The sequence below is a fragment of the Saccharothrix carnea genome (assembly GCF_003014735.1).
Lineage (GTDB): Bacteria > Actinomycetota > Actinomycetes > Mycobacteriales > Pseudonocardiaceae > Actinosynnema > Actinosynnema carneum.
Genome location: NZ_PYAX01000006.1, coordinates 241,165 through 256,540, shown reverse-complemented (window position 1 = coordinate 256,540; position 15,376 = coordinate 241,165). Strand labels below are relative to the sequence as shown.

Below are 15,376 nucleotides of genomic sequence, written 5' to 3'. Positions count from 1 at the left end.
CCCCAGTCCACCGTGGAACTCACACGAAGGAGTGAAGAACACATGACTGCCAAGACCCCGTTGACCCTGATCGGCCTCGGCCCGATGGGTCAGGCCATGGTCACCAGGTTCCTCGACGCCGGCCACCCGACCACGGTCTGGAACCGCACCCCGGCCCGTGCCGACGCCGTCGTCGCCCTGGGAGCCACCCGCGCCGCCACCGCCGCCGAAGCCGTGGCCGCGAACCGGCTGCTGGTCCTCAGCCTCACCGACTACGCCGCCATGTACGACATCCTCGACGGGCACGACCTCGCCGGCCGCGTCGTGGTCAACCTCAGCTCCGAGACGCCGGACCAGACCCTCAAGGCCGCCGCCTGGCTCGCCGAACGGGGGGCGGAACTGCTGGTCGGCGGCGTGATGGCGAACGCCGAGATGGTCGGCCACCCGGCCGCGTACGTCTTCTACAGCGGCCCGCGCGAGGTGTTCGACCGGCACGCCGACACGCTCGCCGTGATCGGCAGGCCCGACTACCTGGGCGAGGACCACACCCTCGCGCAGCTGCTCTACCAGGCGCAGCTGGACGTCTTCCTCACCTCGCTGGCCGCGATGCTGCACGGCATCGCCCTGGTGACGTCGGCCGGCCTCACGGCCGAGCGGTACGCGCCCTACCTCACCGACAACCTCAACACGCTGTCGATGTACGTGGCCGAGACCGCCAAGCACGTCGACGCCGACGAGCACCCCGGCGACCTCGCCAACGCGGCCATGATGGGAGCCACCGCGGCCCACATCGTCGGCGCCAGCGAGTCCGTCGGGGTCGACAGCGAGCTGCCCAGGGCGGTCCAGTCCCTCTACGACCGCGCCATCGCGGCGGGGCATGGCAAGGACAGCTGGACCGCCCTGATCAACGTCCTGCGGAGCTGATCACACCGGGTTCAGGCCGGGGTTGCGGTCCTCGACCACGAACGACTTCAGCGTCGTGGCCTGCGCCCCGGCCGTCCGCACGTACGGCAACGTGCGGAAGTCGGCCCGCACCTCCCGCGCGGTGAACTTCGTCCGCACGTACCCGCGCCGCCTGCTGTGCAGCTTGATGTGCGGGTTGAGCCGCAGCTGCACCTGGTCGACCGTGTCGTTGCCGTCACCGCCGGACGTCACCGACGAGCACACCAGCTCGGTGCCCACGGTCGGCGACGACGCCGGGTCGTTCCAGTCCAGCTTCACGTCCGCCGCGTAGTGCGCGTGCACGTCACCGGTCAGCACGACGGCGTTGCGCACACCAGCGTCGACCCACCCGCGGGTGACCCGGTCGCGGGAGGCCAGGTAGCCATCCCACCCGTCCATCGACACCTCCTTCTCCGGCCCGTCCTTGCGGTCGCGCTCGGCGAAGAACACCTGCTGGCCGAGCACGTCCCACCGCGCGCGGGACTGCCGGAACCCGTCGAGCAGCCACGCCTCCTGCTCCGCGCCGGTGATCGACCGGGTCGGCAGCCCGGCGTCCGCGCAGGTCTTCCACCCGTCGCCGCACGCCTGGTCGTCCCGGTACTGGCGGGTGTCGAGCATGTGGAAGTTGACCAAACCACCCCACTGGGCCCGCCGGTAGAGCTGCATGTCGGTGCCGTTGGGCCGTGCGCCGCGCCGCAGCGGCATGTTCTCGTAGTACGCCTGGAACGCCGCCGCGCGCCGTGCCGCGAAGTCCGGGTCCGGCTGCTCGGGCACGTCGTCGGCCCAGTTGTTCTCGATCTCGTGGTCGTCCCACACCACCAGCCACGGCGCCACGGAGTGCGCGAGCTGCAGGTCCGCGTCCGTCTTGTACTGCGCGTGCCGCAGCCGGTAGTCGGCCAGCGTCCGGGTCTCCGGGCCGACGACCGCGCGCACGTCCGCCGCCTTGGCCGCGTACTCGTACTGGTAGTCGCCCAGGTGCAGCACGACGTCCGGGTGGTCCTCGGCCAGCCGCCGGTACGCGGTGAAGTAGCCCTCGCCGAAGTGCGCGCACGACGCGAAGCACATGGTCAGGTCCTGAGAGAGGACCCACGGCTCGGGCGTGGTCCGGGTGCGGCCGACGGGGGACAGGTGGCCGTCCACCCGGAACCGGTAGTAGTACTCGCGGCCGGGCCGCAGGCCGAACGGCTCCACGTGCACGCTGTGCCCGAGGTCCGGCCGGGCGGGCTGCACGCCGCGCCGCACCACGCGCTGGAACCGCTCGTCCTCGGCCAGCTCCCAGTGCACCGGGACGACCCGGTCGGGCATGCCGCCGAGGCCGTTCTCCTCCAGCGGGCGGGGCGCGAGGCGCGTCCACAGCACCACGCTGTCGGGACGGGGGTCGCCGGAGGCGACGCCGAGGGTGAAGGGGTCGTCGAGCTTGGGGAAGCCCGCGCCGGTGGTGGCGAGCGCCACACCGGCCACACCGCCGATGAGCAGGGAACGTCGGGTCACCGCAGTCATGCGGACACCGTTGCCGACGATGTTGGCGACCAGGTGAACGGCGGTGTGCCACGAGTGGACGAGTTCACCCGGCCGGTAGCGGGGGGTCGTTGAAGCGTTGGCACTCGCGTGGGTAGAGTGCTAGATGCACGGCACCAGCAACCGCCCCGACCCCCGCGACGGCGGGGTGGCAGGAGCCGTAAACGCAACCTGCCAACGCTTTCGACGACCGTGGAGGTCAGCCCGGTGAGCGTGAACATCAAGCCGCTCGAGGACAAGATCGTCGTCCAGGCCAGCGAGGCCGAGACCACGACCGCTTCCGGCCTCGTGATCCCGGACACCGCGAAGGAGAAGCCCCAGGAGGGCAAGGTCATCGCGGTCGGCCCCGGCCGGATCGACGACAAGGGCAACCGCGTCCCCGTGGACGTGGCTGTCGGCGACGTCGTCATCTACTCCAAGTACGGCGGCACCGAGGTCAAGTACAACGGCGAGGAGTACCTCATCCTCTCCGCCCGCGACGTGCTGGCCGTCATCAACTGACGCTCGGCTGACACGCAAGACGCCCCGGCGATCCCCTTCCCGGGGCTCCCGGGGCGTTTCGCATCAAGAGAGGCGTAGGCAATGCCCAAGCAGATCAGCTTCGACGAGGACGCTCGTCGGGCACTCGAGCGCGGCGTCAACAAGCTCGCGGACACGGTCAAGGTGACCCTCGGCCCGCGCGGCAGGCACGTCGTCCTCGACAAGAAGTTCGGCGGGCCCACCGTCACCAACGACGGCGTGACCATCGCCCGCGAGATCGAGCTGGACGACGCGTTCGAGAACCTCGGCGCGCAGCTGGCCAAGAGCGTCGCCACCAAGACCAACGACGTGGCGGGCGACGGCACGACGACCGCGACCGTGCTGGCCCAGGCCATGGTCCGGGTCGGCCTGCGCAACGTCGCCGCCGGCGCGAACCCGATGTCGCTCGGCGTCGGCATCCAGGCCGCCGCCGAGGCCGTCGTCGACGCCCTCAAGGCCAAGGCCACCCCGGTCAAGGGCCGCGACAACATCGCCCAGGTCGGCACCGTCTCGTCCCGTGACGAGTCCATCGGCGCCCTGCTCGGCGAAGCCATCGAGAAGGTCGGCGAGGACGGTGTGATCACCGTCGAGGAGTCCTCCTCGATGGCCACCGAGCTGCAGATCACCGAGGGCGTGCAGTTCGACAAGGGCTACGTGTCGGCGCACTTCGCCACCGACCTCGAGGCCCAGGAGACGGTGTTCGAGGACGCCCGCATCCTGCTGCACCGCGAGAAGATCTCGGCGCTGGCCGACCTGCTGCCGATCCTGGAGAAGGTCGCCGAGGCCGGCAAGCCGCTGGTCATCATCGCCGAGGACGTCGAGGGCGAGGCGCTGTCCACCCTGGTGGTCAACGCCCTGCGCAAGACGCTGCGCGTGGTCGCGGTCAAGGCGCCGTACTTCGGCGACCGCCGCAAGGCGTTCCTGGACGACCTCGCCGTCGTCACCGGCGCGCAGGTCATCGCGGCCGAGGTCGGCCTGAAGCTGTCCGAGGCGAACCTCGACGTGCTGGGCTCCGCCCGGCGGGTCGTCGTCTCCAAGGACAACACGACCATCGTCGACGGCGGCGGCTCGTCGGCGGACGTGGCCGGTCGCGCGGAGCAGCTGCGCCGCGAGATCGAGGCCACCGACTCCGACTGGGACCGCGAGAAGCTGCAGGAACGGCTGGCCAAGCTGTCCGGCGGCATCGCCGTGATCAAGGTCGGCGCGGCCACCGAGACCGAGCTGAAGGAGCGCAAGCACCGCATCGAGGACGCGGTGGCGGCGACCAAGGCCGCGGTCGAGGAGGGCATCGTGCCCGGCGGCGGCTCGGCCCTGGTGCACGCGGCCAAGGTGCTCGACGGCGGCCTCGGCCTGTCCGGTGACGAGGCGACCGGTGTCGCGATCGTCCGCGAGGCCCTGGGCTCGGCGCTGTTCTGGATCGCCGCGAACGCGGGCCTCGAAGGCGCGGTCGTGGTGAACAAGGTCCGCGAGCAGGACTGGGGCTTCGGCCTCAACGCCGCCACGCTGGCCTACGGCGACCTGCTCGAGGCCGGGATCATCGACCCGGTGAAGGTGACGCGTTCCGCGGTCACCAACGCCGCTTCCATCGCCCGCATGGTGCTCACCACCGAGAGCGCCGTCGTGGAGAAGAAGGAAGAGGAGTCCGCCTCCGGCGGCGCCGGTCACGGGCACGGCCACGGCCACGGTCACTGACCAGGTCGTCGCGCAGAGCGAACGGGAGGGGCGGCACCCGCGAGGTGCCGCCCCTCCCGCGCGTTCGGCGTCAAGCGGGCGTCAACTGCCGCTTGCGCGCCTTGATGATGCTGTCCCGCTCGGACTCCGAGAGGCCGCCCCAGATCCCGTAGGGCTCCTGCACCGCCAGGGCGTGCCGCCGACACATCTCCAGCACCGGGCACGACAGGCACACGGCCTTCGCCCGTGCCTCCCGTCGCGCCCGCGCCGGTCCGCGCTCCCCGTCCGGGTGGAAGAAGAACGCGCTGTCCATCCCGCGGCACGAGCCGCGCATCTGCCAGTCCCACAGATCCGCGTTGGGACCGGGAAGCCTTCGGGTGTCCGCCATCGAGACCGCCTCCTTGGCCCATGGACGAGAACTGCTCCATTCGGCTTAACGATGATCCACCGTAGAACCGCGCCAAAACTTGTTCAAGGGGTGCGGGGCCTTTTGCCGGCAATTCATACGATGGGTGATCGCTTGGAGTTGAAACCCGGAGTTGCCGGTGACGTCAGGTGAACGGACGATGTCAGCGTGATGACGCCACCCGACCACGCCGGGACCGTGCCGGAAGGCGACCAGGAAACCGTTGCGGCGGAAGACGATCCAGCGCATTCGGTGACCCTCTCGGTGGCCGCCGTGGCCCGCAGGCTCGGCGTCGCGCCGGCCACTCTGCGCACCTGGGACCGCCGGTACGGCCTCGGCCCCAGTGATCACACAACCGGGCGACACCGCAAATACGCGCCACTCGACGTAGCACGGCTGGAGCTGATGCAGCGGGCCCTGCTGCGCGGCGCGTCGTCCGCCGAGGCCGCCAAGTACGCCCTGACCAGCCGCCTGCGGGCGCCGCTGACCGCCGTCCCCCCGTCGTTGACCGGCGGCGAGCTCGACGGCGGTTCCGCACCGGCCGGTGGGCGTGGCCTGAAGCTGCAGGCGGAGAACCGGCGGGCCAAGGGCGTCGGGCGGGCGGCGTTGGCGATGGACTCGGCCGCGGTGCAGTCGCTGCTGGCCGACGCCATCGAGGCGGACGGCGTGGTCACGACGTGGGACGAGGTGGTCCGCCCGGTGATGGCCGCGATCGCCGCGAGGTGGGAGCACTCCGGCGCCGGGGTCGAGGTGTCGCACCTGGTGGAGGAGTGCGTCCTGGCCGCCGTCATCCGCGCCACCCCGGTCGTGACGAGCCCGCGCAACCACCGTCCCGTGCTGCTGGCGTGCATGCCGGACGAACGGCACAACCTGCCGCTCTACCCGCTGGCGGCGGTGCTCGCGCAGCGCGGGCTCGGCACCCGGCAGCTCGGAGCGGCGCTACCCGCCGACGCCCTGGCCTCAGCCGTCCGCCGCACCGCACCTTCGGCCGTGGTGCTGTGGGCCCAGCTGCCGCGCTACGCCGATCCGGGTGTCGTGGCGGCGCTGCCGAGGACCCGCCAACAGGTCCGCGTCTTCGCCGGCGGCCCCGGCTGGGAACGCGGCGTCGTGCCGCAGCCGGCGGAGCGGATCAACGACCTCGCCTCGGCCGCGGACGCGATCGAGCGGGCCGTCTGCTGATCACCCAGCGGGCCGTCTGCTGATCCCTGCGGCATGCGCCGCCGACCATCGCTCATCCCGGCCTCGCATCCCCGTCTCCGCTCGCCCTGTCCCTGCTCGCCCTGTCCCTGCTCGCCGCGGACCTGCTCGTCGCGGACCTGCTCGTGGCTGCGGACCTGCTCGCCGCGGACCCGTTCGCGCCGGACCTCCGTTCGCGTCGGGCCCGTTCGCTGCGGATCCGCTTCGCTTCCAGGCGCTGTCGTTCGCGGTGGTCGGGGTGGGTGTTGACGGGGTTGTGGTTGGCGAGGGCTCCGCTGGTTTTCAACCGAGGATTCGGAACAGTGTTTCCGTACATTTTTGGGCGATGACCACCCGAAAGTGTTGCCCGAAGGCCTGCGGGGGTGGCCCCATCGGCCAAGCCGGTTGCTGGTTCACCCGTCTGGCTGGGCGTGGCCGCACTGCTCGGCTCGGGCCGCTGGTCCTCCGGCGCCACGGTCCGATCCACCCCCTTCCATGCGTTCTGCCTGCACCTACCCTGCCACGAGGGTCCGGCGTTCCGACGTGTCCGCCGGCTGCCTGTGGATAACCCGCGAGCGAGTGGCCGGCGGTGGCTCGGCCCGGGGGGAGGGGTTGAGGTGGTGGGGGTGCGGGAGGCGGCGTTCGGGGATCGGCCCGAGGCCGAGGTGTGGGGTGCGTTGGGCGGTGGGGTGGAAGAGCGGTGGTTGGCGGCGGTGGTGCTCGGGGGGCAGGGGTACTACGCGGCGGCGGCCGCGGTGCTCGGGGAGTTGATCGGACGCGGTGGGCTGTTCGGGTCGTTGGCGGCTTCCACGCTGGCCTCGCACCGGCGCCAGCTCGGCGGCCACGCGGCGGCACGGGTGCTGGACGGGCGGGCGTTGGCGATGGTGCCCGAAGACCGGGACTCCGGCGGCCAAGACCCGGACGACGTGGACGTGGCCGGTGCGCGGGCCGACGCGCTGCTCGGGCTCGCGGCCGACGCGGTCGGTGCCGGGCGGCTCGTCGAAGCACGGCGGCTGCACGCGAGGGTCCGGCCACACGGTTGGCGCAGCCGAGTGCGGCACCAGTGGCTGGCCGCCGAGATCGCGTTGGCCGGCGGTCACGCCGGGCAGGCGGTGCACCCGGCCGAGGTCGCCGCGGCGACCGCTCGGGAGGCCGGTGCAACGCGACACATCCTCAAGTCCGACCTCGTCCTCGGCACCGCCCTCGTGGTGTGGGGGACACCCGAAAGCGTCGATCGCGGGGTGGACCTGCTACTGTGTGACCTAAATCACACTGACCGCCGAGGGCTTTTCTCGTTGGTCTGGCCGACGGCGCTTGTCGTGGCAAACGCCCAGGCAGACCGCAGTATTGCGGGCACGGAAAACGTGAAGGAACGCGCGGAAAACGCTCTGAGCTGCGTGTTGCGCAGGGCCGACCCGTCGGGCCGCCGTCTCGCGGACCGATCGCCGTGGATCCCGACTGCGCTGCTCCGTTCCGGGGAACCCCCGAACGCAGACCCTGAGACGAACTTCTTGACGGATTAAGCACCGGATCGTGTCAAGGTTCGGCCTCTAGCGTCCGATAGGGGATGTGGAACGTCACTCGGCTGCAGGAAGGAGTCCCCGTGACCACGGTCCTTATTTGCGACGACCGGCGCAGTGTGCGGGAGGGTCTCACCCGCGTGATGTCGGCTGTCCCAGGGGGTTAGCCGCATCGACTGCGTAGCGCACGGTGACGAGTTGTTGGCTCGGTTCTCTCGGCAGCCGGTCGACGTCGTACTGGTTGGCACCCAGCGCGCCGTCCCGACCGGGGTCGAAGCGACCCGGCGACTCGTCTCGGCCAACCCGCAGGCAAACGTCATCGTCTTCGGCGCACCGGACGACGCGGGCAGCATCGCCGCCGCGATCGCCGGCGGGGCCCGCGGCTACCTGCGTTGGGACGCCTCGCGCCCCGAGCTGGTCGCCGCACTGGCGCACACGCTCGCGAGCACGAGCGTGCCCGCGCCGCGCCAGCCGTCGGACCCGGGCGTCCAGCTCACCGAGCGCGAGCTCCAGGTGCTGCGCGGGATGAGCCAGGGCAAGAGCAACGGGCAGATCGGGCGTGAGCTCTACCTGTCCGAGGACACGGTGAAGACCCACGCCCGGCGCTTGTTCCGCAAGCTCGGCGTGCGCGACCGGGCGCAGGCCGTCGCGCACGGCTTCCGGCGCGGTCTCGTGTCCTAGTCCGCAGGACGCACAGGCTCGGGGCCAGGCTCGTCGGACTCGTCAGGCGAGTCGCACCGGCACTCCTTCCTCCAGCCACGGCCCGGTGACGCCACGCGCGTCACCGGGCCGCTGTGCGCCCACGACCTCCCGATGCCCGCCGCACCCACGACCTCGGCGACGTCCACGGCGTGTCGGCTGATCAGGTGAGGTCTAAAGACCCCATCTGGACCCCGTTGCCCAACATTCGGTCGTGCGACCGGTACGGTGAGCCTCACCAGTACGGGCGACGTCGATCGTCCCGTGCTGTTCTTTGTCGGTACGCCTACGCGTAACACCAGGGCAGTTGTCTGCGATGACCAACTTGGGGGACGGACTGGACGCCGAAGTGGGCGCAGCCGTCGATGGCGAACGCCACGCGATCGAGCGGCTCCTGGCATCCATCCGACCCCTTGTGGTGCGGTACTGCCGCGCCAGAGTCGGAAGGCAGGAGAGGTCTTTCGCTTCGGCGGACGACGTGGCCCAGGAGGTGTGTCTCGCGGTGCTGACGGCCCTGCCCAGCTATCGCGACCAGGGTCGGCCGTTCTTGGCGTTCGTCTACGGGATCGCCGCGCACAAGGTGGCCGACGCGCATCGCTCCGCAGCCCGGAACCGGTCCGAACCGGTCCCGGAGGTGCCCGATGCCCCTGAGACGGAGGCCGGTCCCGAGCAGCGCGCCATGCAGGGCGAGCTGTCGGAGCGGATGGCCGTGCTCCTGAAAGTCCTTCCGGAGAAGCAGCGGGAGATCCTGCTGCTTCGCGTGGTCGTCGGCCTGTCGGCCGAGGAGACCGCCGACGCGGTCGGCTCCACGCCGGGCGCGGTTCGGGTGGCGCAACACCGCGCCCTGGCCCGCCTTCGCAAAACGTTGGCAGCGGAGGAGGTGGTCTGAGTGGCTGACCAGCACGAGAAGGGCAACGGAAAAGTCGTGCGCGGACGAGATGAGAGACCGCCGCAGTCTGATGACGCCCTGGTCGAGGACACCTTGGTGGACCCCGGGGACGACCTCGCGGACATCCGAGCTGACGACGCGCTGCTCGACGCGCTGGGCGGACGTGCCGGCGAGCCGCCGGCGTCGCTCGTCGACGACGAGCTGAACGCGCTGCTGCTGGCCTGGCGGCGCGAGGTCGACAGCCCGCCGATGGGCGAGCTGGTCGACACCGAGACCGCGGTGGCCACGATCGCCGCCGCCCGCCCCCAGCCGAGGAGCAGGCACCGCTTCCTCATCCCCCTCGCGAGCGCCGCCGCCGTGCTGGCGATCGCGTTCACCGGGATGAGCCTGGTCGCGCGCGACGCCCAGCCCGGTGACGCGCTTTGGGGCCTGACCAGGGTCCTCTACTCCGAGCACGCGCGGTCGGTGGAAGCCGCCGTCGCGGTGCGCACCGACCTCGACACCGCTCGCGCCGCGCTGCGCGACGGCCGGTACAGCGAAGCGCGTGACGCGCTGCTCAAGGCGGGCGAGATCCTGCCGTCCGTTTCGCCGGACGACGACAAAGACGCCCTGGCCCAGCAGCACGAGTCGCTGCTGGAGGAGCTGACCAGCACCACGCCGTCGCCGAACACGCCGACCACCGCGGACCAGGCCACGTCGTTGCCGCTGCCCACGACCGAGCCGAGCCGGCCGTCGTCCGCGGTGCTGACGACGGTGCCGGAACCGACCACGACGACCACGCCGACGACGACCACCGAGACGGTCCCGACCACGGACGGCACGGCGCAGCCGCCACCGCCGCCCACGTCGGGCGAGCCTCCGGCCAGCGGTCAGAGCCGGGGTGACCCGCCGCAGACCCCCGGCGTCACCGATGGCCAGACGCAGGGCACGCCGGAGAACTGACCCGCCTGTGACGAAGCCCGCTCCCCGCCCGGGAGCGGGCTTCGTCACATGGTCAGCGGGCGCTCTCGGTCGCGGTGACCCCATCGGCGTAACCGCGGCAGTACTCCCAGCTCACGTACGCCACCGGATCCGGGTCGTACGCGGGCTCGTGCGGGCGCATCCGGCCATCGGACAGCAGCTGCTCCAGGCTCGACCGCAGCAGCGCCCAGTCGTGGTAGTGCGGCTCCTGGCACTCGCCGCAGTCCACCACGATCCCTCTGACACCACGGGGTTCCAGCAGCGCCTGGTACACCGCGAGGTCGCTGAGGTCGCCGATCAGCTCGGCCCGCTCGGCGTCGTCCATCGGCGGGTGGTCGTGGTCGTGGTCGGGTTCGCCGAGGACCCGGGCCGGGTCCTCCGGGTCACCCGCGAACGGGTCTGGTGGCAACGCGTCGTGCGGCACGACCCCGCACGGTACCGGGCGGACCCCCGGCCACGTCCAGATACCATGACCTGAACCCATCGCCGCTGCGTGGCACCCGATCCGCGGCGGCGGGATCGCCGCACGACGGAAGGCAAGCCAGCCGCCATGACCAGCGAGCTCAACGCTGACGGAGTCCCGCCCAAGTTCGCCATGCTGGGACTGACCTTCGACGACGTACTGCTGCTGCCCGCCGAGTCGGAGATCGTCCCGAGCGGCGTGGACACCAGCACCAAGCTGTCGCGCAACACCACCCTGCGCGTGCCGCTGGCCTCGGCCGCGATGGACACCGTGACCGAGGGCCGGATGGCCATCTCGATGGCCCGCCAGGGCGGTATCGGCGTGCTGCACCGCAACCTGTCCCTGGAGGAGCAGGCCCGCCAGGTGGAGACCGTGAAGCGGTCCGAGGCGGGCATGGTGAGCGACCCGGTCACGTGCACCCCGGACGACACGATCCGCCACGTCGACGAGCTGTGCGCCCGCTACCGGATCTCCGGCGTGCCGGTCACGGACGCGAGCGGCAAGCTCGTCGGCATCATCACCAACCGCGACATGCGCTTCGAGGTCGACCACTCGCGCAAGGTCAGCGAGGTGATGACCAAGGGCCCGCTGGTCACGGCCCAGGTCGGCGTGTCGGCCGAGGCCGCGCTGGGCCTGCTGCGCAGGCACAAGGTGGAGAAGCTGCCGATCGTGGACGGCGAGGGCAAGCTGCGCGGCCTGATCACGGTCAAGGACTTCGTCAAGACCGAGCAGTACCCGAACGCCTCGAAGGACCCGGACGGCAGGCTGCTGTGCGCCGCCGCGATCGGGGTCGGCGAGGACAGCTTCGCGCGGGCCATGGCGCTGGCCGAGGCGGGCGTCGACGTGATCATGGTCGACACCGCGCACGGCCACCAGCGCAACGTGCTGGAGATGGTCGCCCGGGTGAAGAAGGAGCTGGGCGACGAGGTGGACGTGGTCGGCGGCAACGTCGCCACCCGCGCGGGCGCCCAGGCCCTGGTGGACGCGGGCGCGGACGGCGTGAAGGTCGGCGTCGGCCCCGGCTCGATCTGCACCACGCGCGTGGTCGCGGGTGTCGGTGTGCCGCAGATCACCGCGATCTACGAGGCCAGTCTGGCGTGCGGGCCGGCGGGTGTGCCGGTGATCGGTGACGGCGGCATCCAGTACTCGGGTGACATCGCCAAGGCGATCGCGGCGGGCGCGAGCGCGGTCATGCTGGGCAGCCTGCTCGCGGGCACCGCCGAGTCGCCCGGTGAGCTGGTGCTGGTCAACGGCAAGCAGTTCAAGACCTACCGGGGCATGGGCTCGCTGGCCGCGCTCCAGGGCCGCGGCGAGGGCAAGTCGTACTCGAAGGACCGCTACTTCCAGGACGACGTGCTGTCCGAGGACAAGCTGGTGCCCGAGGGCATCGAGGGCCGCACGCCGTTCCGCGGTCCGCTGTCGACCGTGGTGCACCAGCTGGTGGGCGGCCTGCGCGCCGCGATGGGCTACACCGGCTCGAAGACCGTCGCCGACCTGCAGCGCAAGCAGCTGGTGCGGATCACGGCGGCCGGGCTCAAGGAGAGCCACCCGCACGACATCACCATGACCGTCGAAGCCCCGAACTACACGACCCGCTGAATTCGGATCGCCTTGGGCTAGTGTTCCCAGGTTCCGCTAGCTCCACGGAAGGACGACAAAGGTGCGCGATCTGGTCGAGATCGGCATGGGCCGGACCGCGAGGCGGGCCTACGAGCTGGACGACCTCGAGATCATCCCGTCCCGCAGGACCCGATCCTCGAAGGACGTCTCGACGGCGTGGCAGATCGACGCCTACCGGTTCGAGATTCCCCTGATCACCCACCCGACGGACGCGATCGTGTCGCCGGGCACGGCGGTCGCGATCGGCGAGCTGGGTGGCTTGGGCGTCCTCAACGCGGAGGGCCTGTGGGCCCGGCACGGTGACGTGGAAGAGGCCCTGTTCCGGCTGGTGCAGGCGGTGGAGGACACCGACGACCCGGCCGCGCCGGTGAAGGTGCTGCAGGAGTTGCACGCCGAGCCGGTGCGGATGGACCTGATCGCCGAGGCGATCAAGCAGGTCCGCGAGTCGGGCGTCACGGTCGCCGTGCGGGTCAGCCCGCAGCGGGCGGCCGAGCTGACCCCGGACCTGCTGGCGGCCGGCGTGGAGATCCTGGTCGTGCAGGGCACGATCATCTCCGCCGAGCACGTCTCGCGCGACGGCGAGCCGCTGAACCTGAAGTCGTTCATCGCGGACCTCGACATCCCGGTCATCGCGGGCGGCGTGGGCGACTACCGGACCGCGATGCACCTGATGCGCACGGGCGCCGCGGGCGTCATCGTGGGCTACGGCTACACCCCGGGCGTGACCACGACCGACTCGGTGCTGGGCATCGGCGTCCCGATGGCCACCGCCATCGCCGACGCCGCCGCCGCCCGCCGCGACTACCTGGACGAGACCGGCGGCCGGTACGTCCACGTGATCGCTGACGGTGGCGTGCTGACCAGCGGCGACATCGCGAAGTCGATCGCCTGCGGCGCCGACGCGGTCATGCTGGGCGAGCCGCTCGCGGCGGCCTCCGAGGCGCCGGGCCAGGGCCTCTACTGGACCGCCGCCTCCGCACACCCGTCCGTCCCGCGCAGCCACGTGTCGACCGGCGTCGACCAGGTCGTCGACCTGCGCAAACTGCTGTTCGGCCCGTCCGTCGACCCCCGCGGCGTGACCAACCTGTTCGGCTCACTGCGCCGTGCCATGGCCAAGACCGGCTACTCGGACCTCAAGGAGTTCCAGAAGGTCGGCTTGACCATCCGCGGCTGAGGTTCTCCGTGGAGAAGCCCCTGCTCCAGGCGGGGGCTTTTTCACGCCCGCGCGGACTGAACCGATTCATCACTAGCCTGTTACCGGAAGTTACGCCTAACCTCCCACCCATGGGTGAACTCGCCGGTAACAACACCGACTACGACGTCGTGGTGGTGGGCTCGGGCTTCGGTGGCAGCGTCGCCGCCCTCCGGCTCACCGAGAAGGGCTACCGCGTGGCCGTCATCGAGGCAGGCCGCCGGTTCGCCGACGACGAGTTCGCCAAGACGTCGTGGGACCTGCGCCGCTACCTGTGGGCGCCGGCGCTCGGCTGCTACGGCATCCAGCGCATCCACGCCCTGCGCAGCGTGATGATCCTGGCCGGGTCGGGCGTCGGCGGCGGGTCGCTGGTGTACGCCAACACCCTGTACCGGCCGCTCAAACCGTTCTACGCCGACCGGCAGTGGGCGCACATCACCGACTGGGAAGCCGAGCTGGCCCCGTTCTACGACCAGGCGAGCCGGATGCTGGGCGTGGTGCAGAACCCGACCACCACACCATCGGACGTGGTGATGCAGCGCGTCGCCGAGGAGATGGGCGTCGCCGACACCTACCACCCGACGCCGGTCGGCGTGTTCTTCGGCGAGCCGGGCAAGCCCGCCGACGACCCGTACTTCGGCGGTGCGGGCCCGAGCCGGACCGGCTGCACGCAGTGCGGCGCGTGCATGTCCGGCTGCCGGGTCGGCGCGAAGAACACCCTGGTCAAGAACTACCTCTACCTGGCCGAGCGCAACGGCGCCCGGGTGCTGCCGCTGACCACCGTCACCGACCTGCGCCAAGCCCCGGACGGCACGTGGGCGGTCGGCACCCGGCGCACCGGCGGCAAGCTGCGCAAGGGCCGCCGCACGATCACCGCGAACCAGGTCGTGCTGGCCGCCGGCACCTGGGGCACCCAGCAGCTGCTGCACCGGATGAAGGCTGAGGGCGCCCTGCCGAACCTCTCGCCCAAGCTCGGCGAGCTGACCAGGACGAACTCCGAGTCGATCATCGGCGCGGCCCGCTTCACCGTGGACGAGGAGCGCAACTTCAGCCAGGGCGTGGCGATCACGTCCTCGATCCACCCGGACGAGCAGACCCACATCGAACCGGTCCGCTACGGCAAGGGCAGCAATGCCATGGGCCTGCTCCAGACCCTGGCCACGGACGGAGCGAAGTCGACGCCGCGCCTGCTGCAGTTCCTGTCCCAGGCCGTCCGCCACCCGCTGCGGCTGGCCCGGCTCATGTCCGTGCACCGGTGGAGCGAGCGGACCGTGATCCTGCTGGTGATGCAGAGCCTCGACAACTCCATCACCACCTTCACGAAGAAGGGCCTGTTCGGTCGCAAGCTCACCTCGAAGCAGGGGCACGGCCGGCCGAACCCGACGTTCATCGAAGCGGGCCACGAGGCCAACCTGCTCGCGGCCAAGCACATCGACGGCATCGCGGGCGGCACGTGGGGTGAGCTGTTCAACATCCCCCTGACCGCGCACTTCATCGGCGGCTGCCCGATCGGCTCGGACCCGGCCAGCGGCGTCATCGACCCCTACCACCGGGTCTACGGGTACCCGGGCCTGTCCGTGGTGGACGGTGCGGCGATCTCGGCGAACCTGGGCGTGAACCCGTCGCTCACCATCACCGCGCAGGCCGAGCGGGCGTTCTCGGTGTGGCCGAACAAGGGCGAGCCGGACGACCGCCCCGACCAGTCGGCGGGCTACCGGCGGATCGCTCCCGTGGCGCCGAAGAAACCCGCCGTCCCCGCCGACGCCCCCGGTGCCCTGCGGCTGCCCCGGCTGCCGATCGTGGAGGTCAAGTCGACCTGATC

At 71.2% G+C, this 15,376-nt stretch carries 13 protein-coding genes and 1 pseudogene; 11 read left to right on the top strand and 3 right to left on the bottom strand.

What is annotated here, in order from left to right; translation table 11 throughout:
- Positions 1 to 42 precede the first annotated feature (42 nt).
- A complete protein-coding gene (locus B0I31_RS19315; protein WP_106616780.1) occupies positions 43 to 903 on the top strand; it encodes an NAD(P)-dependent oxidoreductase in 861 nt (286 codons plus the stop codon).
- Here B0I31_RS19315 and B0I31_RS19310 read toward each other — a convergent pair whose 3' ends face one another.
- A complete protein-coding gene (locus B0I31_RS19310) occupies positions 904 to 2,421 on the bottom strand; it encodes an alkaline phosphatase D family protein (protein WP_106616779.1) in 1,518 nt (505 codons plus the stop codon).
- Between the two features lie 225 nt (positions 2,422 to 2,646).
- On the opposite strand from B0I31_RS19310, the gene groES reads away from it, so the two are divergent.
- Positions 2,647 to 2,940: a co-chaperone GroES gene (gene groES / locus B0I31_RS19305; protein WP_015105192.1), complete on the top strand. Its 294-nt coding sequence runs from the start codon at positions 2,647 to 2,649 to the stop codon at positions 2,938 to 2,940.
- Between the two features lie 81 nt (positions 2,941 to 3,021).
- Positions 3,022 to 4,650, top strand: a complete 1,629-nt coding sequence (groL, locus tag B0I31_RS19300; RefSeq protein WP_106616778.1) for a chaperonin GroEL — start codon at positions 3,022 to 3,024, stop codon at positions 4,648 to 4,650.
- Between the two features lie 70 nt (positions 4,651 to 4,720).
- Here the strand turns inward: groL and B0I31_RS19295 are convergent, their stop codons facing one another.
- Entirely contained in the window at positions 4,721 to 5,017 is a 297-nt protein-coding gene (locus tag B0I31_RS19295; protein ID WP_033428626.1) for a WhiB family transcriptional regulator, read from the bottom strand.
- Positions 5,018 to 5,206: 189 nt separating this feature from the next.
- On the opposite strand from B0I31_RS19295, the gene B0I31_RS19290 reads away from it, so the two are divergent.
- The 5 genes and pseudogenes from B0I31_RS19290 (at position 5,207) to B0I31_RS42615 (ending at position 10,261) form a co-directional block, all read left to right on the top strand.
- Complete coding sequence (locus tag B0I31_RS19290) at positions 5,207 to 6,214, top strand: MerR family transcriptional regulator (protein WP_106617049.1); 1,008 nt, start codon at positions 5,207 to 5,209, stop codon at positions 6,212 to 6,214.
- A gap of 623 nt (positions 6,215 to 6,837) precedes the next feature.
- A complete protein-coding gene (locus B0I31_RS19285; RefSeq protein ID WP_106616777.1) occupies positions 6,838 to 7,734 on the top strand; it encodes a hypothetical protein in 897 nt (298 codons plus the stop codon).
- An 80-nt stretch (positions 7,735 to 7,814) separates the two neighbouring features.
- A pseudogene (locus tag B0I31_RS19280) lies at positions 7,815 to 8,412 on the top strand (response regulator transcription factor).
- 334 nt (positions 8,413 to 8,746) lie between these two features.
- Positions 8,747 to 9,319: a sigma-70 family RNA polymerase sigma factor gene (locus B0I31_RS19275; RefSeq protein WP_106616775.1), complete on the top strand. Its 573-nt coding sequence runs from the start codon at positions 8,747 to 8,749 to the stop codon at positions 9,317 to 9,319.
- On the top strand, positions 9,320 to 10,261 hold the full coding sequence (locus tag B0I31_RS42615) for an anti-sigma-D factor RsdA (protein WP_106616774.1): 942 nt from the start codon (positions 9,320 to 9,322) through the stop codon (positions 10,259 to 10,261).
- Positions 10,262 to 10,313: 52 nt separating this feature from the next.
- Here B0I31_RS42615 and B0I31_RS19265 read toward each other — a convergent pair whose 3' ends face one another.
- A complete protein-coding gene (locus B0I31_RS19265; RefSeq protein WP_073885858.1) occupies positions 10,314 to 10,763 on the bottom strand; it encodes a DUF5319 domain-containing protein in 450 nt (149 codons plus the stop codon).
- 66 nt (positions 10,764 to 10,829) lie between these two features.
- Between B0I31_RS19265 and guaB the strand changes: the two genes are divergently transcribed.
- The 3 genes from guaB to B0I31_RS19250 all read left to right on the top strand — a co-directional run bounded on the left by guaB (position 10,830) and on the right by B0I31_RS19250 (position 15,374).
- Positions 10,830 to 12,341 (top strand): IMP dehydrogenase, encoded by a 1,512-nt coding sequence (gene guaB, locus B0I31_RS19260; RefSeq protein ID WP_106616773.1) that lies wholly within the window; start codon positions 10,830 to 10,832, stop codon positions 12,339 to 12,341.
- Positions 12,342 to 12,402: 61 nt separating this feature from the next.
- Positions 12,403 to 13,536, top strand: a complete 1,134-nt coding sequence (locus B0I31_RS19255) for a GuaB3 family IMP dehydrogenase-related protein (RefSeq protein WP_106616772.1) — start codon at positions 12,403 to 12,405, stop codon at positions 13,534 to 13,536.
- 110 nt (positions 13,537 to 13,646) lie between these two features.
- On the top strand, positions 13,647 to 15,374 hold the full coding sequence (locus tag B0I31_RS19250) for an FAD-dependent oxidoreductase (protein WP_106616771.1): 1,728 nt from the start codon (positions 13,647 to 13,649) through the stop codon (positions 15,372 to 15,374).
- Positions 15,375 to 15,376 lie beyond the last annotated feature (2 nt).